A 23,271-nucleotide genomic window follows, 5' to 3' on the forward strand; every position below is an offset into this window, starting at 1 on the left:
AAAATTGATGCATGGCCGTTTTTCGTGCGGCCGCCGCCATTTCGCTGGGGAGCGATAGAATGAGCCTGGACAGGGATTGGGATTCGATCCGGCCCGAGCGCGGCTTTCGTGTCGCTGATGCGGGCATGGGCGTCCTGCGCCTCACGCTGCTGTTCGGATCGGCCGCCGTGGCGCTGGCGTTGATCGCGACCCCTTTCCTCGACAACCAGGCGCGTTCGCAAACGGCCCGAGACGGTTTCCCCGGCCTGGACATGACGGCTACCGGTTCGATCAGCCATCGCAGCACCTATACGGTACGCCGCAGCGTGCTGCAGGCCGATCCGGGAGGCGTCTGCATTATCCGTTCCGATGGCAAAAGCAGTGGCGACTGCTGACCAGGCCAGGACATTTCCGACGGTCGGCGACTTCACCGCCTGTTAAGCCTTTGCCGTTAACCTTTCTTAACAGGTCCGCGATAAAGTTTCCGCAACGGGGATCGAGGTCATGAAAACAGTGCTGCTGCGTTTTCTGAAGGACGAAAACGGCGCCACGGTCGTCGAATATGGTCTGATTATCGCCGTGCTGTCGCTGACGATCATCGGCGGTATCGGCCAGGTCTTCAACTCGCTGACCTGGCTGTTCAGCGACAACTCCAGCAGGCTTGCCAACGCCTTTGCGCAATGAGGCTGGTGCCTGCGAACAGGTCAATGCCCATCAGGTCCCTCCAGTATAGTCTTCAGCGAAACCTTGGCTGAACCGGGTTTCAGCGGCTTTTGCTGCGATGCATCGGGCGCCCAGCCGGACATCCAGACCGTCGAGAAGCTTGCCCTGATACGACCGTCGGGGTCGGAAAAGCGTTCGGCGTAGATTTCCGCGGCGCGGGCAAACAGCTGGCGCGTGCCCGGCCGCCGGCTGCGATCGGCCAGCGCGCTGGTTTCGCCCATGGCACGCAGATCCGCCATCAGGGCAAACAGGTTGGCATAGCGCACCGTCACCGTCTCGACGTCGGCGACCGGCAGCGCGAAACCGGCGCGCTGCAGCAACGCACCGGCATCGCGTACGTCGGTGAACGGGATGACGCGAGGGCTGACGCCGCCGTAGAGCTCTGTCTCGGCGGCAAGCAGGCTTTCGCGCAGTTCCGCAAGCGTGCCGACGCCTGCGAAGGCGCCGAGGAAAAGTCCGTCCGGCCGCAGCGCGCGACGGATCTGGATCAACATGCCCGGGATGTCGTTCATCGCCTGCAGCGACAAAAGCGATACCACCAGATCAAGACTTTGCGGCTCGAACGGGACGGTCTCCGGCGGTGCAATCAGGCCGGCGGCACCGTTCAGGAAAGCCGCGGCCGTCTCGACACGGGCGAGATCCGCCACCTTGCCGCTCCGCGCAAGGACATCGGCCGCGGCCGATGTCTGGCAAAACAGCACCGCCGCCTTGGCGAACTTTCGCTCGACGGCGCCCAGCCGGTCGGCGAGATCCTCGGCGGCACGGCGCATGAGGAAGTCGGCGCCGTCAACCGGATGGATGAGCGCGCGCCGCTTGTGCGCCAGCCACAGAGAGGTGTCCATTATAGGCTGCAAGGGATTGATCCTTGTATGTCGGCGCCCTGATATGGTTGGTATGGTGGTGCCGAGCAACCAATCACGTGGCCGATCCGATGCCCAAGATCAAGTCCGTCGAGATCGGTAAGCTAGCCGGGTCTGCTGCCCGGTCGGCTCTGGGCTGGCCGGCGCGCATCCTGTTTCCGCCGGTCTGCGCCGGCTGCCGCCGGCAGGTCTCGCAGCCCGGTGTGTTGTGCGGCGACTGCTGGCCGAAGCTGCGGCTGCTGGAGCGGCCCTGGTGTCCGGTGATGGGCACGCCGTTCACCCATCACATGGGCGATGGTTTTCTGTCGGCGGAGGCGATCGCGGATCCGCCGCCCTTCGAACGGGTACGGGCCGCAGTCGTCTACTCCGGCGTTGCCCGCCAGATGGTGCAAGGGCTGAAATACCAGGACCGCACGGATCTCGCACCCTGGATGGCGCGCTGGATGGTCCGTGTGGGCGCCGAGCTCATCGCCGACGCGGATGTGGTGGTGCCGGTGCCGCTGCATTGGCGCCGTTTTTTCAGGCGGCGGTTCAATCAATCGGCGGAACTGGCGCGCGCGGTTTGCGAGCTCAGCGGGCTGCCTTTCTCGCCCTCCGCCATGCGGCGCGTGAAACTCACCCGCCAGCAGGTCGGACTGGAGCGGCAGGAGCGCGAGGAAAACGTACGCGCCGCCTTTCGCGTGCCGGCAGAGGCCGAGATCGAGATTGCCGGCCGCAGGGTTCTTCTGATCGACGATGTCTACACCACCGGCGCCACCGTGCGTGCCGCCACCAAGGCGCTGAAAAGGGGAGGTGCGGCCGCCGTCGACGTGCTGACCTTTGCCCGTGTGTTGCCGGGGGACTTCCGGGCGGACGAGTCCGTGACTATATAAGTCGGCAACGGAAGCGGAATTCGTCATGGTCGATGTCACGATCTATACGCGCATGATGTGCGGCTACTGCACGGCGGCCAAGCGGTTGCTGGAGCGCAAAGGCGTCGCCTATACCGAGCACGACGCTTCCTTCTCCCCGGAACTGCGCCAGGAGATGATGTTGCGGGCCCACGGGCGCACGACCTTTCCGCAGATTTTCATAGGCGACACACATGTCGGTGGCTGCGACGACCTCCATGATCTGGAGGCAGAAGGCCGACTGGACAAACTGCTCGCCAACGGCTCGTCGATTTGAGGGGTATGACAATGGGTGTTTTCAAGACGGCGGGTGTTTTCAAGGCGGCGGCAGTGCAGATGCGTTCAGGCGAGAGCCCCGAGCGCAATGCGGCCGATATGGAGCGGCTGGTGCGCGAGGCCGCGGGCCAGGGCGCGACCTATATCCAGACGCCGGAGATGACCGGCGCGCTGATCCGCGACAAGGAAGCGCGTGCCGCCTCCTTCACCTCGCAGGACAAGGACATCGTTGTCGCAACCGCGCGGAAGCTCGCCAGTGAGCTCGGCATCTTCCTGCACGTTGGCTCGACCGCAATACTGCGCGCCGACGGCAAGCTCGCCAACCGCGCGCTCCTGTTCGGACCCGATGGCGCGACGCTCGCCACCTACGACAAGATCCACATGTTCGACGTCGACCTCGATAACGGCGAAAGCTGGCGCGAATCCGCCGCCTATGAGCCGGGGACCGAAGCCGTCGTTATTCCGATCAACGATGCGAAACTAGGCTTTGCCGTCTGCTACGACCTGCGTTTTCCGCAATTGTTCCGTGCCGAAGCGATGGCCGGCGCCGAGGTGCTGACCGTGCCGGCGGCCTTCACCCGCCAGACCGGCGAAGCGCATTGGCATGTGCTGCTCAGGGCACGCGCCATTGAGAACGGCGCCTATGTCGTCGCCGCCGCGCAAGGTGGCCTGCACGAGGACGGCCGCGAGACCTATGGGCATTCGCTGATCGTCGATCCGTGGGGCCGCATCATCGCCGAAGCCGCGCATGACGAGCCAGCGGTGATTGTCGCGGAGATCGACCCGGCGCAGTCGCTTGCCGCGCGCAAGAAGATCCCCAATCTCAGGAATGCGCGGGATTTCACCATCAATACCGGCGAGGGGCCGCGTCTCAGGGGCGCCGCATCTTGATCCGCTTTTCCCTGATCTGCGAAAACGAGCATGAGTTCGAGGGTTGGTTTCGCAGCAATGACGATTTCGACACGCAGAAGAAGCGCGGTTTTGTCGATTGCCCCAGTTGCGGCTCGCACAAGGTCGAGAAGGCGCTGATGGCCCCGGCCGTTTCCACGGCCCGCAAGCAGGAAACCATAGCGCTTGCCATGGGCGAGGCGCAGAAGCAGGCGCTGGCGCAGCTGAAGGCGATGGCCGAGAAGGTGCGCGAAAACGCCGACTATGTCGGCGACAAGTTCGCCGAGGAAGCGCGCAAGATCCATTTCGGCGAAACCGATGCGCGCGGCATCTATGGCGAGGCGACGCTGGAGGAGGCCAAGGCCCTGGCCGAGGACGGTGTCGAGTTCATGCCGATCCCGGTGTTTCCGGACGACCGGAACTGAGCGATCAGCTCACGCTGCCGATCAATTTTTCCAGCAGGTGCGAAAGCGTTTCCCGTTCGGTCTGTGTCAGACCGGACAGGATCTGATGCTCGTTCGCCACATGGGCCGCAACGGCCTCGTCGATCAAGGCGAGCCCCTTTTCGGTCAACCGCACGACGATGCCGCGCCGATCGTTGGGGTGCGGTGCACGCAGGATCAATCCGGCCTTTTCCAACCGGTCGAGCCGGTTGGTCATGGCGCCTGATGTCACCATCGTCGCTTCATAGAGAGCGGTCGGCGTCAGCGCGTAAGGCGAGCCGGAGCGGCGCAGCGTCGCCAATACATCGAACTCTCCCGCCTGCAGTCCGAAACGGGCAAACAGCGGGGCGAGGCGATCGCGTGCTATCAGCGAGGAGACCTCATTCAGACGCCCGATCACGGCCATCGGCGATACATCCAGGTCCGGCCGTTCCCGCTGCCATTGCTCGATGGCTTTCCCAGCGCGGTCCATCTATCTCACCATAATGTATATCTTGACGTTAAGAATCTTTCCATTATCTTATCTCAATATTCAACGCCGGCCAAGAGGCTGTGCCACCCATAGGATTCCATCATGAAATATCTCTGGGATTCGGCACTAGGCCTGCTGGTTGTCACCGGCGGCCTGCTGGGCCTGACGCTGCCCTTCGGCAAGCTCGCCACGGCGGCCGGCGTGCCAGCCATGGTCTGGGCCTTTGTCATCTCGCTCGGCGCTGGCGGCGTGCTTTTGTGCGTGCTCCTGGCGCGTGGTGAGCGCATCCGGCTCACCCCGCACAAACTGCGCTATTTCTTCGTCACCGCGGCAGTGTCCTATGCCGTCCCCAATCTCCTGATGTTTTCGGCCATTCCGCATCTGGGCGCCGGCTACACCGGCATCATGTTCACGCTGTCGCCGGTGATCACATTGGTGTTTTCGATCCTGCTCGGCGTCCGGCGCCCCAACATGCTGGGCATATCAGGCATCGCCGTCGGCTTCGTCGGCGCCGTCATGGTGGCGGCGACGCGCGGCGAGGCCGGCCAGCCGGCCGATCTGTTCTGGGTGATGATGGGGCTGCTGATCCCGGTCAGCCTTGCCGCCGGCAACATCTACCGCACCATCGACTGGCCGGAAGGAACCGGTCCGATCGAACTCGCGGTCGGCAGCCATCTGGCGTCCGCGGCGATGCTGCTCGTGGGTATCCTGACCTTGCTCGGAGGCAAGGCCTTCGTCCAGCTTGGCGTCGTGCCGCTCATCGTCGTGGCGCAGATGGCCGCGGCATCGGCGATGTTTGCTTTCTTCTTCCGGCTGCAGGCGGTTGGCGGTCCGGTCTATCTCAGCCAGATCGGCTATGTCGCGGCAGCGGTCGGGCTGTTTGCCGGAACGATCTTCCTTGGTGAACACTATCAACTGCTGACCTGGGTCGGCGCCGTCATCATCACCGCGGGCGTGTTCATCACCACCAAGGCGCAGAGCCAGAAAGCCTGAAGGCTTCGAGGCACGCCGCACTGCCGTCGGCGTCACCGCCGGGTTTCGGCCCCGGCTGGCTGAGGATTGGCTGTCAGATCGATCCCTTTTCCGCCAGCACCATGTAGTTGACGTCCATGTCCTTCGACCGCGCCCAGCGGTCGGCAAGCGGATTGTAGGTGACGCCGGTACGGTCGATGATGGTCAGGCCGGCGCCGCGTAGCGCCTTTTCCAGCTCTTCGGGGCGCACCAGCTTGCCGAATTGGTGGGTGCCGCGCGGCAGCCAGCGCAACACATATTCGGCGCCGATGATGGCGAGGCCGAGCGCCTTGAGCGTGCGGTTGATGGTGGCCACGAACATGATGCCGCCGGGTTTGACCATCTCGCCGCATTTGGCGACGAACAGGTCGATATCGGCGACATGTTCGACCACTTCCATGTTGAGGACGACATCGAATTTTTCGCCGGCCTCGGCGAGATCTTCCGCCGTCGTGGCACGATAGTCGACGCTGACATTGCCCTCGGCGGCATGCAGTTTCGCCACTTCGATGTTTGTTTCGGACGCGTCCGCTCCGACCACCTCGGCACCGAGCCGGGCCATCGGCTCGCACAAAAGGCCACCGCCGCAGCCGATGTCGAGGATGCGCAGGCCCTCGAACGGCCGCGCCGCCCGCGGGTCGCGGCCGAAGCGCGCCGCGATCTGGTCGCGGATATAGGAAAGCCGGACCGGATTGAATTTGTGCAGCGGACGAAACTTGCCGTTCGGGTTCCACCATTCGGCGGCAAGGGCGGAAAAGCGTTCCACCTCTCCGGCATCGATCGTCGATCGTCGGGGCTCAGGCATCGGTTGGTCTCCTCGGACGCTACAGCGCCGCGCGTCCTTCGGACGCGCAAAGGACGCTGTAGCACTTTGATTCTGCGCATGATCCCTTTCCGAAATCGAAGTCGATTTCGGGGTCATGCGCTAGGAAGTCGGGCGTGAGGCATCGAATGTCAAGGCAACATTTTCCTCTGCTGACAAAGTGGCTGGGCGATCAAAGGCCCGGCTTATTTCGTGTCCAGAACATCACGCAGCTTGGCCGCCAACTGCTCGATGGTGAACGGCTTGGCCAGGAAGTGCACGTCATGATCGAGCATGCCGTTGTGGACCACGGCATTCCTGGTGAAGCCGGTGGTGAAGACCACTCTCAGCTCGGGCTGGCGCGCGAGCGCTTCCTCGGCGAGCTTGCGGCCGTTCATCACCGGCATGACGATGTCGGTGAAAAGCAGGGCGATGCCTGGTGTCGCGGCGAGCTTCTGAAGGGCTTCCGGTCCGCTTCCCGCATGGATGACGATGTAGCCGAGTTCGCGCATAACACCCGTCGTGGAGGCCCGCACGCGGGGGTCATCCTCGACGACGAGGATCGTCTCGGTGACCTTGGCGGCGCTCTTGTCGCGCCCGACGGGCGCTGCCGGCTCCTCGGCTCCGAAAAACCGGGGCAGGTAGATCTTGATCGTCGTGCCTTCGCCGGGCTCGGAGTAGATCTTGACGTGGCCGCCCGATTGTTTGACGAAGCCGAACACTTGGCTCAGCCCAAGTCCCGTGCCCTTGTTGACCGGCTTGGTCGTGAAGAAGGGTTCGAAAGCCCTGGCGATGGTCTCGGGCGACATGCCCGCGCCGGTGTCGGTTACCGCGATCATCACATATTGGCCAGGCGTGACTTCGGCGTGCGTCGATGCATAGCCGTCGTCGAGGTGGCTGTTGACAGTCTCAATGGTCAGCTTGCCCTCATTGTCCATGGCGTCGCGGGAATTGACGGCCAGATTGAGGATCGCGTTCTCGATCTGGCTGGGATCGGCGTGGGTTTTCCACAGGCCGCCCGCTAATACTGTCTCGATGCGGATGCCTTCACCCAAGGTGCGGCGCAGAAGATCGGACATGCCGGTCAACAGCCCGTTGATGTCGACAACCTGCGGCGCCAGAGGCTGCAGGCGGGAGAAGGCAAGCAGGCGGGAGGTCAGGTTGGCGGCACGGCTGGCCGCGTCGGTCGCGGCCTCGACGAGTTTTTCGATGTCATGCTCGCCCCGCTTCAGCTTGCGCTGGGCAAGGTTCATGGCGCTGAGGATCACCGCCAGCATGTTGTTGAAGTCGTGGGCGATGCCGCCTGTCAGCTGTCCGACAGCCTCCATCTTCTGCATCTGGCGTATCTGGGATTCGGCCTTTTCACGCGTCTGGATCTCGTTGCCGAGTTCGATGTTCTTGCGCATCAGCTCTTGCTGGGCGACGACCACCTCGTGGAAGCGGCGACGGGATTGACGTATGGTGTAGGCGGCAAGCAGGAAAGTCGCCAGCAACGCGGCCAGTGAGCCGATCCGCAACCAGGCCTCGACCCGGTCGGTACGCTCGTCGCGCGCGGCCACCGCGGCGGCGCCGATACGCCGGATTGTGTCCATGCTGGCCCGCATCTCGTCCATGGCGGCCTTGCCCTGGCCACTGCGGACCAGTTGCAGGGCCTTTGCCGCATCCCCTCGCTCGTAAAGAGCTATGGTTTCGGCCAGGTCGGCCTGCTGTTGCGAAAGCGCGTCCTTGATGTGGCCGATCTGCTGGGCGATCTGATCGTCGGGAGCGGTCGCGCTGTCGACCCGCGCCACTTGTCCCGGAATTGCCTCGACGGCCTTCCGGTAAGGCTCCAGATAGGATTTTTCACCGGTCAGCAGGTAGCCGCGCTGACCACTCTGGGCCTCCTGCGCCAATGAAAGCAGCCCGGAAAGCTGCTCCTGGTACTCGATTGTCTCACGTGCGGCGGCACGACTGGCCCTTTGGCTCTCGACGAGCACCGCACGGGTGCCGACGATCAGTGCCAGCACCGCAAAGCCCGCAACAAGCGGGAGCGATTGCAATCGCATGGCGCGCCGAAGCCGAGCAATCATCCGTTATGCCGAACCAAAAGCAATTTCCCGCAGGCAGCATTTGGTAAGCGGCGCCGGCCCGGAAGGCAATATGTCGTGCTGTTACGCAATCCGCCGTCAGCCTTGCGAAACCTTCCTCATTTGGCTATGGAGGCCGCGCATTCAGTGGCCGGCGGCAGCCGGACGCTGTTCTTCCATTTTCGGCCGCGGGCCGGCTCCAGTCAAAGGCATTTCGCTTCCATGGCGCGTATCGTGATGAAATTCGGCGGGACCTCCGTCGCCGACATCGCTCGCATCCGCAACGTGGCACGTCACGTCAAACGCGAGGTCGACGCCGGTCACGAAGTGGCTGTGGTGGTTTCGGCGATGGCCGGCAAGACCAACGAGCTGGTCGGCTGGACCCGCGAGGCCTCACCGATGCACGATGCACGCGAATATGACGCGGTCGTCGCTTCCGGCGAACAGGTCACGGCTGGCCTTCTCGCCATCACCTTGCAGAACATGGGCGTGCATGCGCGCTCCTGGCAGGGCTGGCAGATTCCGATCAAGACCGACAACGCGCATGGCGCGGCGCGCATCCTCGACATCGACGGCGCCTTCCTGGTCAAGCGCTTCGGCGAAGGCCAGGTGGCTGTCATCGCCGGTTTCCAGGGCATCGGGCCGGACAACCGCATCGCGACACTCGGACGTGGCGGCTCCGATACCAGCGCCGTGGCGATCGCCGCCGCGGTCAAGGCCGACCGCTGCGACATCTACACCGACGTCGATGGGGTCTACACCACCGACCCGCGCATCGAGCCCAAAGCGCGGCGGCTGGCCAAGATATCGTTCGAGGAAATGCTTGAAATGGCCTCGCTCGGCGCCAAGGTTCTGCAGGTGCGTTCGGTCGAGCTTGCCATGGTGCACAGGGTGCGTACCTTCGTGCGGTCGTCCTTCGACGATCCCGATGCGCCCGGAATGGGGGATTTGCTCAATCCTCCGGGAACGCTCATTTGCGACGAGGAAGAGATCGTGGAACAGCAGGTCGTCACCGGAATTGCCTATGCCAAGGACGAGGCCCAGATTTCGCTGCGCCGCGTCGGCGACCGGCCGGGCGTCGCCGCCGGCATTTTCGGACCGCTGGCCGAGGCCAACATCAATGTCGACATGATCGTCCAGAACATTTCCGAGGACGGCAAGCTGACCGACATGACCTTCACCGTGCCGTCGGGCGATGTCGACAAGGCGCTGGCCGTGCTCGACCGGCTGAAAGCCGAGATCGGCTACGATGTCGTGCAGTCGGAAGCTGGCATGTCGAAGGTTTCGGTCATCGGCATCGGCATGCGGAGCCATGCCGGCGTCGCCGCCACCGCCTTCAAGGCGCTGGCCGACAAGGCGATCAACATCCGCGCCATCACCACCTCCGAGATCAAGATTTCGATACTGATCGACGGTCCCTATACGGAACTTGCGGTTCGCACTTTGCATTCCGTCTACGGTCTGGATAAGCAGTAGCAGGACTGAATCAGCTGTTGCGCACTTGCCGGGCGCGGCGGAAACTGCCCCGGCAAGAAGTCTATTGGAGAAGAAGCCGCGATGCGTGACACGGCCGTTGGCCCGCGCGTTTTGCTGAAACGGCTCCGCGAGCTCATGCAGGAGCCGCTGGAGCCGCAGGAGCGGCTCGACCGGATTGTGCGCGACATCGCCTCCAACATGGTCGCGGAAGTCTGCTCGCTCTACGTGCTGCGCGCCGATTCGGTGCTGGAGCTCTACGCCACCGAAGGTCTGAACCCGAACGCCGTCCATCTGGCTCAGCTGCGGCTAGGGCAAGGCCTGGTCGGCACCATTGCCGCGAGTGCCAGGCCGCTCAACCTGTCCAACGCGCAAGAACACCCGGCCTTCGCCTACCTGCCGGAGACCGGGGAGGAGATCTACAATTCCTTCCTCGGCGTGCCGGTGCTCAGGGCAGGGCGCACGCTGGGCGTCCTGGTCGTCCAGAACAAGACCATGCGCCACTACCGCGACGATGAGGTCGAGGCGCTGGAAACCACGGCCATGGTCATCGCCGAGATGATCGCCACCGGCGATCTGGCGCGGCTGACCCGGCCTGGCCTCGAACTCGACCTGCGCCGGCCTGTCAGCTTCACCGGCCTGTCCTTCAACGATGGCGTCGGGCTCGGTCATGTCGTGCTGCACGAGCCGCGTATCGTCGTCACCAATTTGTTCAACGAGGACAGCGAGGAGGAGGTCCGGCGGCTCGAAGCCTCGCTTGGTTCTCTGCGGCTTTCCATCGACGACATGCTGGAGCGCCGCGATGTCGCCTTCGAGGGCGAGCATCGCCAGGTGCTGGAAGCCTACCGCATGTTCGCCAACGACCGGGGCTGGGTACGGCGGCTGGAAGAGGCGATCCGTAACGGCCTGACTGCCGAGGCGGCGGTCGAAAAAGTTCAGAGCGACATGCGCGCCCGCATGCTGCACATGACCGATCCTTATCTGCGCGAGCGGATGAGCGATTTCGACGATCTTGCCAACCGGCTGTTGCGCCAGCTGATGGGACGTGGACCCGAGGATGTCGCGGCCTCGCTGCCCAAGGACGCCATCATCGTCGCCCGCTCGATGGGCGCTGCCGAACTGCTCGACTATCCTCGCGACAAGCTGCGCGGGCTGGTGCTGGAGGATGGCGCGGCGACCAGCCATGTCGTCATCGTCGCGCGCGCCATGGGCATTCCCGTCGCCGGCCAGATGAAAGGCGCCGTTTCCATGGCGGAAAACGGCGATGCCATCATCGTCGACGGCGAGGAAGGCGCGATCCATCTGCGGCCGCAATCCGATCTTGAAGCCGCCTATGCCGAGAAGGTGCGGTTCCGGGCGCGTCGGCAGGAGGTCTACCGCGAACTGCGCAAGAAGCCGTCGACGACCCGGGACGGGGTCCAGGTCGACCTGCTGATGAATGCCGGGCTTGCCGTCGACCTACCGCAGTTGGCGGAGGCGGGCGCCGCCGGCATTGGCCTGTTCCGCACGGAACTGCAGTTCATGGTCGCGTCGACCTTTCCACGCGCCGAAGCCCAGGAAAAACTCTACCGCGACGTGCTAGAGGCCGCGCGCGGCAAGCCGGTCACCTTCCGCACCATCGACATTGGTGGCGACAAGGTGCTGCCCTATTTCAAGGGCGCGATCCAGGAAGAGAATCCGGCGCTCGGCTGGCGGGCAATCCGCCTGACGCTAGACCGGCCGGGCTTGCTGCGCACCCAGATCCGCGCCTTGCTCAAGGCCAGCGGCGGGCGCGAGCTCAAGCTGATGCTGCCGATGGTAACCGAGCTCGGCGAAATCGCCCAGGCGCGCGAAATCATCGACCGCGAGGTGCGGCATCTCTCACGCTTCGCCCATCATCTGCCGACCAGTCTCAAGCTGGGCGCCATGCTGGAAGTGCCGTCGCTTCTGTTCCAGCTCGACGAACTGATGAAGGCGGTCGACTTCGTCTCGGTCGGATCGAACGACCTGTTCCAGTTCGTCATGGCGGTCGATCGCGGCAACACGCAACTGGCCAACCGCTTCGATACGTTGTCGGCGCCATTCCTGCGCGTGCTCAAGCAGATCGCCGACGCCGGCGCCCGCAATCATACGCCGGTCACCCTGTGTGGTGAACTCGCCGGCAAGCCGATCTCGGCGATGGCGCTGATCGGCCTCGGTTTCCGCTCGATCTCGATGTCGCCGGCCTCGATCGGTCCGGTCAAGGCCATGCTGACGGAGCTGCCGCTGGAGGAGCTGAAGGCTTTCTTCGACGACAATCTGATGGCGCCGGCGCAAGGGCTGCCGATGCGGGCATTGCTGCAGGCCTTCGCCGACGACCGCTCGATCCCGTTGTAGCACCCTCATCATGGTCAATTTGCCCCGCGATCGTATGGATCAAGTCGTCAAGCGTTTCGAGATGCTCGAAGCGCAGATGTCGGCCGGGCCGGCGCCGGATGCCTATGTGAGGATGGCATCGGAATATGCCGAGTTGCAGGAGATGGTGGCCAAGGTCAGGGAATTGCGCTCTGCCGAGCACGAGCAGGCCGACCTCGAAGCGATGCTCGCCGACAAGGGCACCGACGCTGAGATGCGAGCGCTTGCCGAAGCAGATCTGCCCGGCGTCGAGGAGCGCATCGAGACGCTGCAGAAAGACATCCAGATCCTGCTCCTGCCCAGGGATGCCGCCGACGACAAGAACGCCATTCTTGAAATTCGCGCCGGCACCGGCGGCGATGAGGCGGCACTCTTCGCCGGCGACCTGTTTCGCATGTATGAGCGCTATGCCGCCGAACGCGGCTGGCGGTTCGAAACGGTATCGGCCAGCGACGGCGATGCCGGCGGCTTCAAGGAAATCATCGCCACGATCTCCGGTAAAGGTGTGTTCGCCCATCTGAAATTCGAATCCGGGGTGCATCGCGTCCAGCGCGTGCCGGCCACCGAGGCCAGCGGGCGCATCCACACGTCAGCCGCCACAGTCGCCGTGCTGCCGGAAGCCGAAGAGGTCGACATCGATATCAGGGCCGAGGACATCCGCATCGACACGATGCGTGCCTCGGGCTCCGGCGGCCAGCACGTCAACACCACCGATTCCGCGGTCCGCATCACCCATCTGCCGACCGGCATCATGGTGGTGCAGGCGGAGAAGTCGCAGCACCAGAACCGGGCCAAGGCCATGCAGATCCTGCGCGCCCGGCTCTATGACATGGAGCGCAGCAAGGCGGATGAGGAGCGTTCCGAGTCGCGCAAGTCGCAGGTCGGTTCCGGCGACCGCTCCGAGCGCATCCGCACCTACAATTTTCCGCAGGGCCGGGTCACCGACCATCGCATCAACCTGACGCTCTACAAACTCGACCGGGTGATGATGGGTGAACTCGACGAAATCGTCGACGCGCTGATCGCCGATCATCAGTCGAAGCTGCTGGCCGATATCGGCATCGATGGCTGACCATCCGCCCGCGGCGCTGGGGCCGCTGCTGCGGGAAGCGCGGACCCGGCTTGCCGCAGCCGGCATCAATGATCCCGCGCTCGATGCGCGGCTGATCGTCGAACACTATTCAGGCACGACGCGCACCCAGGCGATCGCCGACCCCGCGTGCAAGATCGACGGGAACGCCATCGCCGCGATCGACGGCGCCCTGAGACGGCGAGCCCGTGGCGAGCCGGTGCATCGCATCCTCGGCTATCGCGAGTTCTACGGTTTGCGCTTGTCGCTGTCGCCGGAGACGCTGGAGCCGCGACCGGACACCGAAACGCTGGTCGAGGCGGTGCTGCCCTTCGTCAAGGCAATGGCCGCGCGGGAGGGCACATGCCGCATCCTCGATCTCGGCACCGGCACGGGCGCGATCGCCCTGGCGTTGCTGAGCGTCGTGCCGGCCGCGACCGCCACCGGTGTCGACATCTCCGCCGGCGCTCTGGCCACGGCGGCCCGCAATGCCGGGCAATTCGGCCTCGGCGGCCGGTTCACGGCGGTTCAGTCGGACTGGTTTGAAAAAGTTTCCGGCCGGTACCATGTAATTGCCGCAAACCCTCCCTATATACCAACACAAGAGATTGGAAATCTGCAGGACGAAGTCCGCGATTTCGACCCGCGCCTTGCCCTTGATGGCGGTGTGGATGGGCTGAACCCCTACAGGATCATCGCCGCCGAGGCGGCAAGGTTTCTGGAAGCCGAAGGCAGGATTGCGGTCGAGATCGGCCACACGCAAAGCAACGACGTCAACGATATATTTCGCGCAGCCGGTTACGCGGCTGGCGAGGTTTTTAGCGATCTCGGCGGAAACGACAGGGTTCTTGTTTTTCAACGGGCAACGTCTTGACGCAGTGCAAAAAAAGCGCTTGGCAATACCGGGGAATGCGGCTAGGGTCGCCTAACCGGATGAGACGAAGCAGGCAGTGCTCTTAGCGATTCGGTTTTTCCTTGGAAATAGCTGCCTTCTTGCGCAAACGACGCCCAAGCTTCGTGCGGGAATCGTCCGGCAAGTGATGTAACCGGAAACAGGATGACACGTGGCGCCAACGCAATCGATGCGGGCGAACGCCGGTGAAGAAACGAAACGGCTGGCTGCATGAGCGCCTCCGTTCGTGAGGAGTTTTTCAAAATTTCAAGATGAAGAGAGTCGAATGAGGCCACAACAGCAGAACAGGCGCATGCGCGGTCGCAACAACAATGGCGGCGGCGGTGGCAATAACAATAACAACAACAATAACAACAACCGCAAGGGGCCGAATCCGCTTACGCGCAATTACGAGAGCAACGGCCCGGACGTGAAAATCCGTGGATCGGCTCAGCAGATTGCCGAAAAATACGCCACGCTTGCCCGTGACTCGCACAGCTCCGGCGACCGGGTGATGGCGGAGAACTACCTCCAGCACGCTGAACACTACAATCGCATCATTGCCGCCGCGCAGGCGCAGATGCCGATCCAGAACGTCCAGCAGGCACGCGACGAGTTCGACGAGGACGGCGATGACGATCGCGATGAGTTCGACAATGCCGGCAGTGGGGCCGGCAATAGCAGCGGCAATGCCGGTTCCGATCCACAGCTTCCCGTAATCAACCATGGCGCAGGTCCGCAGCCGGTGATCGAGGGCATGCCTGCGGAGGTTGCGCTGAACCGGGAAAACGGTCGCGACAATCGCGACAACAGCGGGCGCGACAACAGCGGGCGCGACAATAACGGTCGCAACAATGGCGGCCGCGACAACGGTGGCGGGCGCCATCGCGATCGCCGCCCCAATGGCGGCTACGGCCAGCGCGACCACGCTTCACCCGAACAGGGCGGACAGCAACAGCGCAACGAGGCCCCGGGGCAGACGGAAGTCCAGGCAGAGGCCGCTCCGCCGCCCGAGACCGTCGCGGCGGCCGAGCCGGCTCCACGGTTCGAGAATTTTTCACCGGCAGGTCTGGCCGCCCAGGCCGAACTCAATGAGGCTGCCGGCGAAAGCGGTGCTGCCCGCCGTCCACGGCGTCCGCGCCGTCCGCGCACCAATGCCGATCAGGTCCAGAGCGGCAGCGAAAATGGGGACGCGGCCGAGACAGCGGCGGCTCCGGTCGACAGCGGCGGTGCCGAACCCGTGGTTTCCGACATCGACAACTGAGCGAACGGCATTCAAGGCCTTGAGCGGCGGAGAGAAATCTCCGCCGTTTTCGTTTGGGCTGACGTGGAATATTATGCACCTGCCATATTGCGACATCTTGAGGGGCAAGGGTCCATGCACCATATCTGGCCTGAACAGGATCCGGCTCGAATGGGCGGGTCCGTCACCGCAATCTGATCCGGTGCCGCAAAGCGGGCCGGTGATGGAAGGAGACAAATATGAACCTTGAGAAATACTCAGAGCGCGTGCGCGGCTTTATCCAGTCCGCGCAGACCATGGCGCTCTCGCGCAACCACCAGCAATTCACCCCCGAACACATTCTGAAAGTGCTCGTCGACGATGACGAAGGCTTGGCCGCGTCGTTGATCGAGCGCGCCGGCGGCAATGTCCGCGATGTCAAGCTCGGCGTCGAGACGGCGCTCGAGGCGATGCCCAAGGTGGAGGGCGGCAATGGCCAGCTCTATCTGGCACAGCCGCTGGCCAAGGTGTTCTCGACCGCCGAAGAACTGGCCAAGAAGGCCGGCGACAGCTTTGTCACCGTCGAGCGGCTGCTGCAGGCGCTTGCCATGGAGAAATCGGCCAAGACGGCCGAAATCCTGGCCAAGGCCGGTGTCACCGCGCAGGCGCTGAACCAGGTCATCAACGACGTCCGCAAGGGCCGCACCGCCGATTCGGCGAGTGCCGAACAGGGCTATGACGCGCTGAAGAAATACGCACGCGACCTCACCGCGGACGCACGCGCGGGCAAGCTCGACCCCGTGATTGGCCGCGACGACGAGATTCGACGCACCATCCAGGTGCTGTCGCGCCGCACCAAGAACAACCCGGTGCTGATCGGCGAGCCGGGCGTCGGCAAGACGGCGATCGCCGAAGGGCTGGCGCTGCGCATCGTCAATGGCGACGTGCCGGAATCGCTGAAGGACAAGCAGTTGATGGCGCTCGACATGGGCGCGCTGATTGCCGGTGCCAAATATCGCGGCGAATTCGAGGAGCGGCTGAAGGCTGTGCTTTCGGAGGTCACTTCGGCCAGTGGCAACATCATCCTGTTCATTGATGAGATGCACACGCTGGTCGGCGCCGGCAAGGCCGATGGTGCCATGGATGCGTCGAATCTCCTGAAGCCCGCGCTGGCGCGCGGCGAACTGCACTGCGTCGGCGCCACCACGCTCGATGAATACAGGAAGCATGTCGAGAAGGATCCCGCTCTTGCCCGCCGTTTCCAGCCCGTCTTCGTCGACGAGCCGACAGTGGAGGACACGGTCTCGATCCTGCGCGGCCTGAAGGAGAAATACGAGCAGCACCACAAGGTGCGTATCTCCGATTCGGCACTGGTGGCGGCGGCGACATTGTCCAACCGCTACATCGCCGACCGCTTCCTGCCGGACAAGGCGATCGACCTCGTCGACGAAGCCGCCTCGCGGCTCAGGATGCAGGTCGATTCCAAGCCCGAAGCGCTGGACGAGATCGACCGCCGCATCATGCAGCTCAAGATTGAACGCGAAGCGTTGAAGGTCGAGACGGACGATGCCTCGAAGGACCGGCTCGCCCGCCTGGAAAAGGAACTTGTCGGCCTGGAAGAGGAATCGACTGAGATCACCGCGAAGTGGCAGGCCGAGAAGCAGAAGCTCGGGCTAGCGGCCGACTTGAAGAAGCAGCTCGACGAAGCGCGCAACGACCTTGCCATTGCCCAGCGCAAGGGTGAGTTCCAGCGCGCCGGCGAGCTTGCCTATGGCAAGATCCCGGAACTGGAAAAGAAGCTGAAGGAGGCCGAAGCCCAGGACGGCAAGGCCGGCATGGTCGAGGAAGTGGTCACGCCCGACCACGTCGCCCATATCGTGTCGCGCTGGACCGGCATTCCGGTCGACAAGATGCTGCAGGGCGAGCGTGACAAGCTGCTGCGCATGGAAGACGAGATCGGCAAGCGTGTCGTCGGCCAGGGCGAAGCGGTGCAGGCCGTTTCCAAGGCGGTGCGGCGTGCCCGTGCGGGCCTTCAGGATCCGAACCGGCCGATCGGCTCGTTCATGTTCCTCGGGCCTACCGGCGTCGGCAAGACGGAACTGACCAAGGCTTTGGCCAATTTCCTGTTCGACGATGAGACGGCGCTGGCGCGCATCGACATGTCCGAATACATGGAGAAGCACTCCGTCGCCCGGCTGATCGGCGCGCCTCCCGGCTATGTCGGCTATGAGGAAGGCGGTGCGCTGACCGAAGCGGTGCGGCGCCGGCCCTATCAGGTCGTGCTGTTCGACGAGATCGAAAAGGCGCATCCGGATGTCTTCAACGTGCTGTTGCAGGTGCTCGATGACGGCCGGCTCACCGACGGGCAGGGCCGCACCGTCGACTTCCGCAACACACTGATCATCATGACGTCGAACCTGGGAGCCGAATATCTCGTCAATCTCGGCGAGGACCAGGATGTCGATGCCGTACGAGACGAAGTGATGGGCGTGGTCAGGGCATCGTTCCGGCCGGAGTTCCTCAATCGCGTCGACGAGGTGATCCTGTTCCACCGGCTGCGCCGCAAGGACATGGACCGTATCGTTGAGATCCAGCTCAAGCGGCTCGAGAGCCTGCTGACCGATCGCAAGATCACGCTGTCGCTGGATCCCGAGGCGATCGAGTGGCTGGCGGCCAAGGGTTACGACCCCGCTTATGGTGCCCGGCCGCTGAAGCGGGTGATGCAGAAGGAACTGCAGGATCCGCTGGCGGAAAAGATCCTTCTCGGCGAGATACTGGACGGCTCGACGGTCAAGGTCACGGCCGGTTCCGACCGGCTGAATTTCCGCTCCAAGCCGGCGATCGTCGCGGCCGAGGTCGCGGCCTGACTCAGACGCCGCGCGTCCACCGGACGCGCGGCGTTTTCATGCAATTGGCGGGGGATTGATGACGCTGGACGATTACAACGGCTTCTGTGCTTCGCTGCCTGCAACGAACCACGTGGTGCAATGGGGCGGCGCCCATGTCTGGAAGGTCGGGACCAAGGTGTTTGCGATCGGTGGCTGGGATCAGGGTCGGCAGCTCTTCGTCACCTTCAAATGCTCCGACATCGCCTATGACGTGCTCAAGGAGCAGCCGGGCCTGCGCCCCGCGCCCTATCTTGCCTCCCGCGGCATGAAGTGGATCCAGCGTCAGACAAGCCAGAGCATGGACGATGGTGCGCTGGAGGACTATCTGCGCGAGAGCCACCGCCTTGTTGCCCTTAAGCTGACGAAGCAGGCGCGCAAGGAATTGGGGCTTGGCGCAAGCTAGCCAATATTCCTCGAGGCGCCGGAAAACCGCCATCTTCATGCCCGGTTCATGTTGGAACCATATGATGGGTAACTGGTTTGCTGGCGAAGGGTTCGCCGAACTGAACAATGCCGGGCGGCGGCACATACGGACCGGAGAGTTTCGCACGATGCTGCGCAGTATCTTCACCCTTTCGGCGCTTGCCGCGGGACTGGTGTTTTCCAATGCGTTCGCCGCGCCGACGCATGACGGTGCCGCCCAGCCTGTCCGCACGTCCGGGAGCGGCGGCATTCTGCTCGCGCAGGACGGCAATCTCGACATTTATTACGATGCCAGGGGCAATCGCGTCATCGTCGATTCGGACACCGGCAAGGTGATCGCCATCCAGCCGCCACAGACACGGCTCGACCGGCGGGCGCTGCGCCGAGAGAGCCGGATGCGCGAACTTGGCCGCGCACCCGCCGACGATGACCGCTACTATCTCGACGACCCCCAGGATATGGCACGCTTCCGCCGCAGACAGCTGGAAGAGGAAGGCCGGGTCATTCCACCGCCCGCCGACGAATACGATCCTGACGGAAGTGGTTCAGTCGATGCCTATCCGCCGGCACCGCAGGACGACGGCAGTTACGACAACAATTATCCCGACGCGCCGCAGCCGGGTATAATCAAGCGCCAACCGCTGAACGAGGCGTCGATAGACCCCGTCCGGCCGGCAGACCCGACGGACCAGGCAGCGCCCTCGGACCAGGCGGCATTGCCGCCAAAGGCTGGCGGCAAGACGTCGGTCGATCCGTCGCTTTCGCTGGGCGCACGCCAGGATGTCGCGGCACTGCAGGTGCTGCTCGACCGGGGCGGGGCTTCGCCTGGCGTCATCGACGGGCGCTTCGGTTCGAATGTCGACAAGGCGCTGGCGGCCTACAATCAGATCAACGGCAGCAGCCTCAAATCGACCGATTCGGTCGGCATCCAGGCCGCATTGTCGCAGTCCGGTGGCGACGCGTTCGCCAACTACACCATCACCGCGGAGGATGCGGCCGGCCCCTACGTCGCGTCGATCCCGGAAGACTACAGCCAGAAGGCGCAACTCGACCGCATGGGCTTCACCTCCGTCACCGAGGCGCTGGCCGAGCGCTTCCACATGGACGAGAACTATCTCAAGGCGCTCAATCCGGACGCCAACTTCAATCGTCCGGGCACGATCATCAAGGTCGCGAATTTCGGCAAACTGGTTTCTACCCCGGTTGCCCGCATCGTCGCCGACAAGGGCAAGAAGGAAGTCTTTGCCTATGATGCGTCCGGCAAGCTGGTCGCGGCCTACCCCGCCACCATCGGCTCGTCGGACACGCCGTCCCCGACCGGCATCCATGCCGTGTCGCGTGTCGCGCTCGATCCGAACTACACCTACAACCCCAACATCAACTTCAAGCAGGGCGAGAACAACAAGATCCTGACCATTCCGCCTGGGCCGAATGGCCCGGTCGGATCGGTGTGGATCGCCCTGGACAAGCCGACTTACGGCATCCACGGCACGCCGGAGCCCTCGAAGATAGGCAAGACCGAGAGCCATGGCTGCGTGCGCCTGACCAATTGGGACGCGCGTGAACTGGCCAAGCTGGTCTCGCCGGGCGTGCCGGTGGAGTTCGTCGAGTAGGGTATGTCGATATTCAAGCGATGCCGGCCTGACCTGAATCTCAACATAAATCTCAACCAATGATCCTGCGCACCCACTTCACATTCGGCGTTGCCGCGTAGATCAACTGCACCACCAGAATGAAGCCGACGCTCGCCAACGGGGTGATCAGGCAAAGTGCGGCGCCGACGGCCCACAGGATCTGTGCCTTGACGATGCGCAGGTAGACCGTGCGTTTCGTTTCCGCATCGACGTCCTCCGCGACAAGGCCGCTCTTCTCCGCATACCACCAGCTGACGAACAGCGTGATGCCGAGCATCAAGAGGTTGAGCCAGTAAACCAGCACAGCGGTCCTGAATTCCAGAAAATCGGCCAGAAGGTCGGTCGAGAACGGCAAGAGCGCGATGAAGGCGAGAAAGCAGAGGTTCAGCGTGGCCAGCCGTCTGTCGGATTTGGCGATCAAACCATGCTGGGCCTGCTGGCCGAACCAGAAGATGGTCAGGGTCAGAAAGCTCAAGGCATAGGTGAGGAAGCGTGGCGCGAGTGCCGCGATGGCGGCGAGCAGATCATGTTCGGAGTGGATCACGTCATGCGCCGGCACCCTGATCTCGAGCACGATCAGGGTGAGCGCGATGGCGAACACGCCATCGGTGATACCGACAATACGGCCGCGCCCCTCAACCGATGCTTCGAGCGGACGCTTCATCGATTTCTCCTGCCCGCGGGTCCTGGAAAACCTAAAGCGCGTCTCGTCGAAACGGATTCCTGCGACGCGCTTTAAATCTTGCCTGATGCATGTCGTTGTCGCAAAAGCCGAGGTCACTTTTGCGCGACATGCATTAGCATGACTGCCGCGGTTTGCATCGGGGCAGATGCAATCCCTGGCAATATGGCTGGTTTCAAGGACAACAAGCCGCTGGCCGGTTGTTGCCGCCGCGCCGACGGTCTAATGAGGGTGGCATGCATGCGCCCAATCAAGCCGCCGCCGTTCCGCTGACCGCTCCGGTCGCGAACGGCACGTTCTGCCCGCAATCGCAGCGGCGTTATGTGTTGATCGCGGCGATCCTGGCCTCGGCGCTCGGCTTCATCGACGGATCGATCCTGGCGATAGCCATGCCGGCGATCCGCGTCGACCTCGGCGCCAGCCTTGCCGAGGCGCAGTGGATTTCCAATGCCTATGCGCTGACACTCTCAGCGCTGATCCTTGCCGGCGGTGCCGCAGGCGATCGGTTCGGGCTGCGCCATGCTTTCGTGGCCGGCATTGCGCTGTTCGTCGTGACCTCGCTTGCCTGTGCGCTGGCGCCGAACGCTGTCGTGCTGATCGCATTTCGCGCGCTCCAGGGCATCGGCGCCGCGATCATGGTGCCGGGCAGTCTCGCCATTATCGCCAAGGCCTATCCGAAGAAGGAACGCGGCAGGGCGATCGGCATCTGGGCGGCGGCCTCGGCGCTGACCACCGCTCTCGGCCCCGTGCTCGGCGGCCTGGTGCTCTCGGCTTTCGGCGGCGGCATCTGGCGGGCGATCTTTGCCGTCAATCTGCCGCTCGGCCTGATCTCGATCTATCTGCTGCTCGCCAAGATTCCGGCCGATGCGCCGACGGAGAAACGCAGCCTTGACCTTGCCGGCGGGGCGCTTGCGACGCTGGCCTTCGGCGCGCTCGCCTATGGGCTGACTTCAATGAGCGCCAGCGGCGAGAGCCACATGGCCGGTCCAAGCATTGCCGCCGGCGCCGTGCTGCTTGTCGTCTTCATCCTGTTCGAGCGGCGGCAGCGCGAGCCGATGATAGATCTCAGCCTGTTTCGCATCGGTGCTTTCGCCGGCGCCAACGTCGCGACGTTCTTTCTCTATTTCGCACTGTCAGCCAATCTTTTTTATCTGCCGATGCTGCTGATTGCAGGCTGGGGACTGAGCACCGCCGAGGTCGGCTTCATCTTCCTGCCGCTGTCGGCGGCGATCGCGCTTCTGTCGGGGCCCGTCGGCAAGCTGTCGGACCGGATCGGGCCCCGTTTTCCCATTGCCTGCGGCAGCCTGATCGTGGCGGTTGCCTTCGCCGGGCTGGCCTTGCTCGCCTATGCCGGCTTTCACCATTTCTGGACCGGCATCTTCCCCTTGATGGCGCTGATGGGGCTCGGCATGGCGTTGGTCGTATCGCCATTGTCCACCGCCATCATGACGGCGGTGGAAGACAAGGACACCGGCGCGGCTTCCGGCATCAACAACGCCGTCTCACGCATCGGCGGCTTGATCGCGGTGGCGGCGATGGGGTCGCTCGCTGCCTGGATCTACGCCAATGCCCTGGAGGTAAATGCCGCGCCCGGCGTGCCTGGCTTCGGCGAACCGCCACCAGCAGGACTTTCGCCGGCACTCGATGCGGCGAGGATCGCCGCCAGCGACGCAGCCTTTTCCGCCGTCTCCTTGGTGACGGCGCTGCTATGCCTGCTTTCCGCTGTCATTGCCTGGATGACGATTTCGGGCGAAGCGCTGCCGTGGTCGCGGCGCGCCGAACCTCGGCAGGGCGAAGGCTGAGTCTCAGCCTTCGATCTTGGCGCTGGCGACCTTCAGCGAATTGCCATCTTCCTGTTTCAGCAGATCGTCGATGCGCTCGCGCTCGCGCTTGAAGGCGACGAGATCGTCGCCCTTCAGCACCTTGCCGACCGGTAGACGGACGCGCATCGGATCGACTTTGGTGCCATTGACGATCAACTCGTAGTGCAGGTGCGGACCTGTGGCCAGGCCGGTCTGGCCGAGATAGCCGATAGTCTGGCCCTGACGCACATGCATGCCCGGCTCCATACCTTTGGCAAAGGCACTCTGGTGATTGTACGAAGTCTCGTAGCCATTGGCATGGCGAATGATGATCTGCTTGCCATAGCCGCCGGCCCAGCCGACCTTCTCGATGACGCCATTGCCGGCGGCGATAATCGGCGTG

Annotated in this window: 22 protein-coding genes (1 of these 22 running past the window's edge); 16 read left to right on the forward strand and 6 right to left on the reverse strand. The window is 63.7% G+C overall.

The window, feature by feature from the left end:
• Nucleotides 1–59: 59 nt before the first annotated feature.
• Both FJ936_RS20790 and FJ936_RS20795 read left to right on the forward strand, forming a co-directional pair.
• Nucleotides 60–374 carry a hypothetical protein gene (locus FJ936_RS20790; RefSeq protein ID WP_140787757.1) on the forward strand — a complete coding sequence of 105 codons (315 nt, stop codon included), beginning with the start codon at nt 60–62 and terminating at the stop codon, nt 372–374.
• A 109-nt stretch (nt 375–483) separates the two neighbouring features.
• Nucleotides 484–663, forward strand: a complete 180-nt coding sequence (locus FJ936_RS20795; RefSeq protein WP_140787759.1) for a Flp family type IVb pilin — start codon at nt 484–486, stop codon at nt 661–663.
• Nucleotides 664–683: 20 nt separating this feature from the next.
• Here the strand turns inward: FJ936_RS20795 and FJ936_RS20800 are convergent, their stop codons facing one another.
• On the reverse strand, nt 684–1,556 hold the full coding sequence (locus FJ936_RS20800) for a methyltransferase domain-containing protein (RefSeq protein WP_140787761.1): 873 nt from the start codon (nt 1,554–1,556) through the stop codon (nt 684–686).
• Between the two features lie 65 nt (nt 1,557–1,621).
• Between FJ936_RS20800 and FJ936_RS20805 the strand changes: the two genes are divergently transcribed.
• The 4 genes from FJ936_RS20805 to FJ936_RS20820 are packed head-to-tail and all read left to right on the forward strand — an operon-like array spanning nt 1,622 to nt 4,041.
• Nucleotides 1,622–2,434 carry a ComF family protein gene (locus tag FJ936_RS20805; protein ID WP_141906900.1) on the forward strand — a complete coding sequence of 271 codons (813 nt, stop codon included), beginning with the start codon at nt 1,622–1,624 and terminating at the stop codon, nt 2,432–2,434.
• 25 nt (nt 2,435–2,459) lie between these two features.
• Complete coding sequence (gene grxC, locus FJ936_RS20810) at nt 2,460–2,729, forward strand: glutaredoxin 3 (protein ID WP_015315593.1); 270 nt, start codon at nt 2,460–2,462, stop codon at nt 2,727–2,729.
• Nucleotides 2,730–2,740: 11 nt separating this feature from the next.
• On the forward strand, nt 2,741–3,619 hold the full coding sequence (locus tag FJ936_RS20815) for a carbon-nitrogen hydrolase family protein (protein ID WP_140616865.1): 879 nt from the start codon (nt 2,741–2,743) through the stop codon (nt 3,617–3,619).
• Nucleotides 3,616–4,041: a DUF1178 family protein gene (locus FJ936_RS20820; protein ID WP_140787767.1), complete on the forward strand. Its 426-nt coding sequence runs from the start codon at nt 3,616–3,618 to the stop codon at nt 4,039–4,041. The genes FJ936_RS20815 and FJ936_RS20820 overlap by 4 nt, the downstream gene beginning before the upstream one ends.
• A gap of 4 nt (nt 4,042–4,045) precedes the next feature.
• On the opposite strand, the gene FJ936_RS20825 is transcribed toward FJ936_RS20820, so the two are convergent.
• Nucleotides 4,046–4,531: a MarR family transcriptional regulator gene (locus FJ936_RS20825; RefSeq protein WP_015315596.1), complete on the reverse strand. Its 486-nt coding sequence runs from the start codon at nt 4,529–4,531 to the stop codon at nt 4,046–4,048.
• 102 nt (nt 4,532–4,633) lie between these two features.
• Here FJ936_RS20825 and FJ936_RS20830 point away from each other — a divergent pair, with 102 nt between their 5' ends.
• Entirely contained in the window at nt 4,634–5,524 is an 891-nt protein-coding gene (locus FJ936_RS20830; protein WP_140787769.1) for a DMT family transporter, read from the forward strand.
• A gap of 73 nt (nt 5,525–5,597) precedes the next feature.
• On the opposite strand, the gene ubiG is transcribed toward FJ936_RS20830, so the two are convergent.
• Nucleotides 5,598–6,347, reverse strand: coding sequence for a bifunctional 2-polyprenyl-6-hydroxyphenol methylase/3-demethylubiquinol 3-O-methyltransferase UbiG (gene ubiG / locus FJ936_RS20835; RefSeq protein WP_140787772.1), 750 nt, complete (start codon nt 6,345–6,347; stop codon nt 5,598–5,600).
• Nucleotides 6,348–6,550: 203 nt separating this feature from the next.
• Complete coding sequence (locus FJ936_RS20840) at nt 6,551–8,389, reverse strand: CHASE3 domain-containing protein (RefSeq protein ID WP_140787774.1); 1,839 nt, start codon at nt 8,387–8,389, stop codon at nt 6,551–6,553.
• 243 nt (nt 8,390–8,632) lie between these two features.
• On the opposite strand from FJ936_RS20840, the gene FJ936_RS20845 reads away from it, so the two are divergent.
• The 8 genes from FJ936_RS20845 (at nt 8,633) to FJ936_RS20880 (ending at nt 20,363) form a co-directional block, all read left to right on the forward strand.
• Nucleotides 8,633–9,886 carry an aspartate kinase gene (locus FJ936_RS20845; RefSeq protein ID WP_015315600.1) on the forward strand — a complete coding sequence of 418 codons (1,254 nt, stop codon included), beginning with the start codon at nt 8,633–8,635 and terminating at the stop codon, nt 9,884–9,886.
• Nucleotides 9,887–9,967: 81 nt separating this feature from the next.
• Nucleotides 9,968–12,238, forward strand: coding sequence for a phosphoenolpyruvate--protein phosphotransferase (gene ptsP, locus FJ936_RS20850; protein WP_015315601.1), 2,271 nt, complete (start codon nt 9,968–9,970; stop codon nt 12,236–12,238).
• Nucleotides 12,239–12,248: 10 nt separating this feature from the next.
• Nucleotides 12,249–13,328 carry a peptide chain release factor 1 gene (gene prfA, locus FJ936_RS20855; RefSeq protein WP_015315602.1) on the forward strand — a complete coding sequence of 360 codons (1,080 nt, stop codon included), beginning with the start codon at nt 12,249–12,251 and terminating at the stop codon, nt 13,326–13,328.
• Entirely contained in the window at nt 13,321–14,199 is an 879-nt protein-coding gene (prmC, locus tag FJ936_RS20860) for a peptide chain release factor N(5)-glutamine methyltransferase (protein WP_140787777.1), read from the forward strand. Before prfA ends, prmC begins: the two co-directional genes overlap by 8 nt.
• Before the next feature lie 304 nt (nt 14,200–14,503).
• Nucleotides 14,504–15,481 carry a DUF4167 domain-containing protein gene (locus FJ936_RS20865; RefSeq protein ID WP_140787781.1) on the forward strand — a complete coding sequence of 326 codons (978 nt, stop codon included), beginning with the start codon at nt 14,504–14,506 and terminating at the stop codon, nt 15,479–15,481.
• Nucleotides 15,482–15,699: 218 nt separating this feature from the next.
• Nucleotides 15,700–18,306 (forward strand): ATP-dependent chaperone ClpB, encoded by a 2,607-nt coding sequence (clpB, locus tag FJ936_RS20870; RefSeq protein WP_140713109.1) that lies wholly within the window; start codon nt 15,700–15,702, stop codon nt 18,304–18,306.
• A gap of 58 nt (nt 18,307–18,364) precedes the next feature.
• A complete protein-coding gene (locus tag FJ936_RS20875; protein WP_015315606.1) occupies nt 18,365–18,730 on the forward strand; it encodes an MmcQ/YjbR family DNA-binding protein in 366 nt (121 codons plus the stop codon).
• Between the two features lie 148 nt (nt 18,731–18,878).
• Nucleotides 18,879–20,363, forward strand: a complete 1,485-nt coding sequence (locus tag FJ936_RS20880; protein ID WP_140787933.1) for a L,D-transpeptidase family protein — start codon at nt 18,879–18,881, stop codon at nt 20,361–20,363.
• Nucleotides 20,364–20,415: 52 nt separating this feature from the next.
• Here the strand turns inward: FJ936_RS20880 and FJ936_RS20885 are convergent, their stop codons facing one another.
• Nucleotides 20,416–21,048 carry a TMEM175 family protein gene (locus FJ936_RS20885; RefSeq protein ID WP_140787783.1) on the reverse strand — a complete coding sequence of 211 codons (633 nt, stop codon included), beginning with the start codon at nt 21,046–21,048 and terminating at the stop codon, nt 20,416–20,418.
• A gap of 254 nt (nt 21,049–21,302) precedes the next feature.
• On the opposite strand from FJ936_RS20885, the gene FJ936_RS20890 reads away from it, so the two are divergent.
• On the forward strand, nt 21,303–22,868 hold the full coding sequence (locus FJ936_RS20890) for an MFS transporter (RefSeq protein WP_140787785.1): 1,566 nt from the start codon (nt 21,303–21,305) through the stop codon (nt 22,866–22,868).
• A 3-nt stretch (nt 22,869–22,871) separates the two neighbouring features.
• Here FJ936_RS20890 and FJ936_RS20895 read toward each other — a convergent pair whose 3' ends face one another.
• Nucleotides 22,872–23,271: the final stretch of a M23 family metallopeptidase gene (locus tag FJ936_RS20895; protein ID WP_181171066.1), read on the reverse strand. 1,571 nt of this gene lie beyond the right edge of the window; the window shows 400 of its 1,971 coding nt (coding positions 1,572–1,971); its start codon lies beyond the right edge, outside the window; it ends in the stop codon at nt 22,872–22,874.

The organism is Mesorhizobium sp. B2-4-13 (assembly GCF_006658535.1).
GTDB classification, from domain to species: domain Bacteria; phylum Pseudomonadota; class Alphaproteobacteria; order Rhizobiales; family Rhizobiaceae; genus Mesorhizobium; species Mesorhizobium australicum.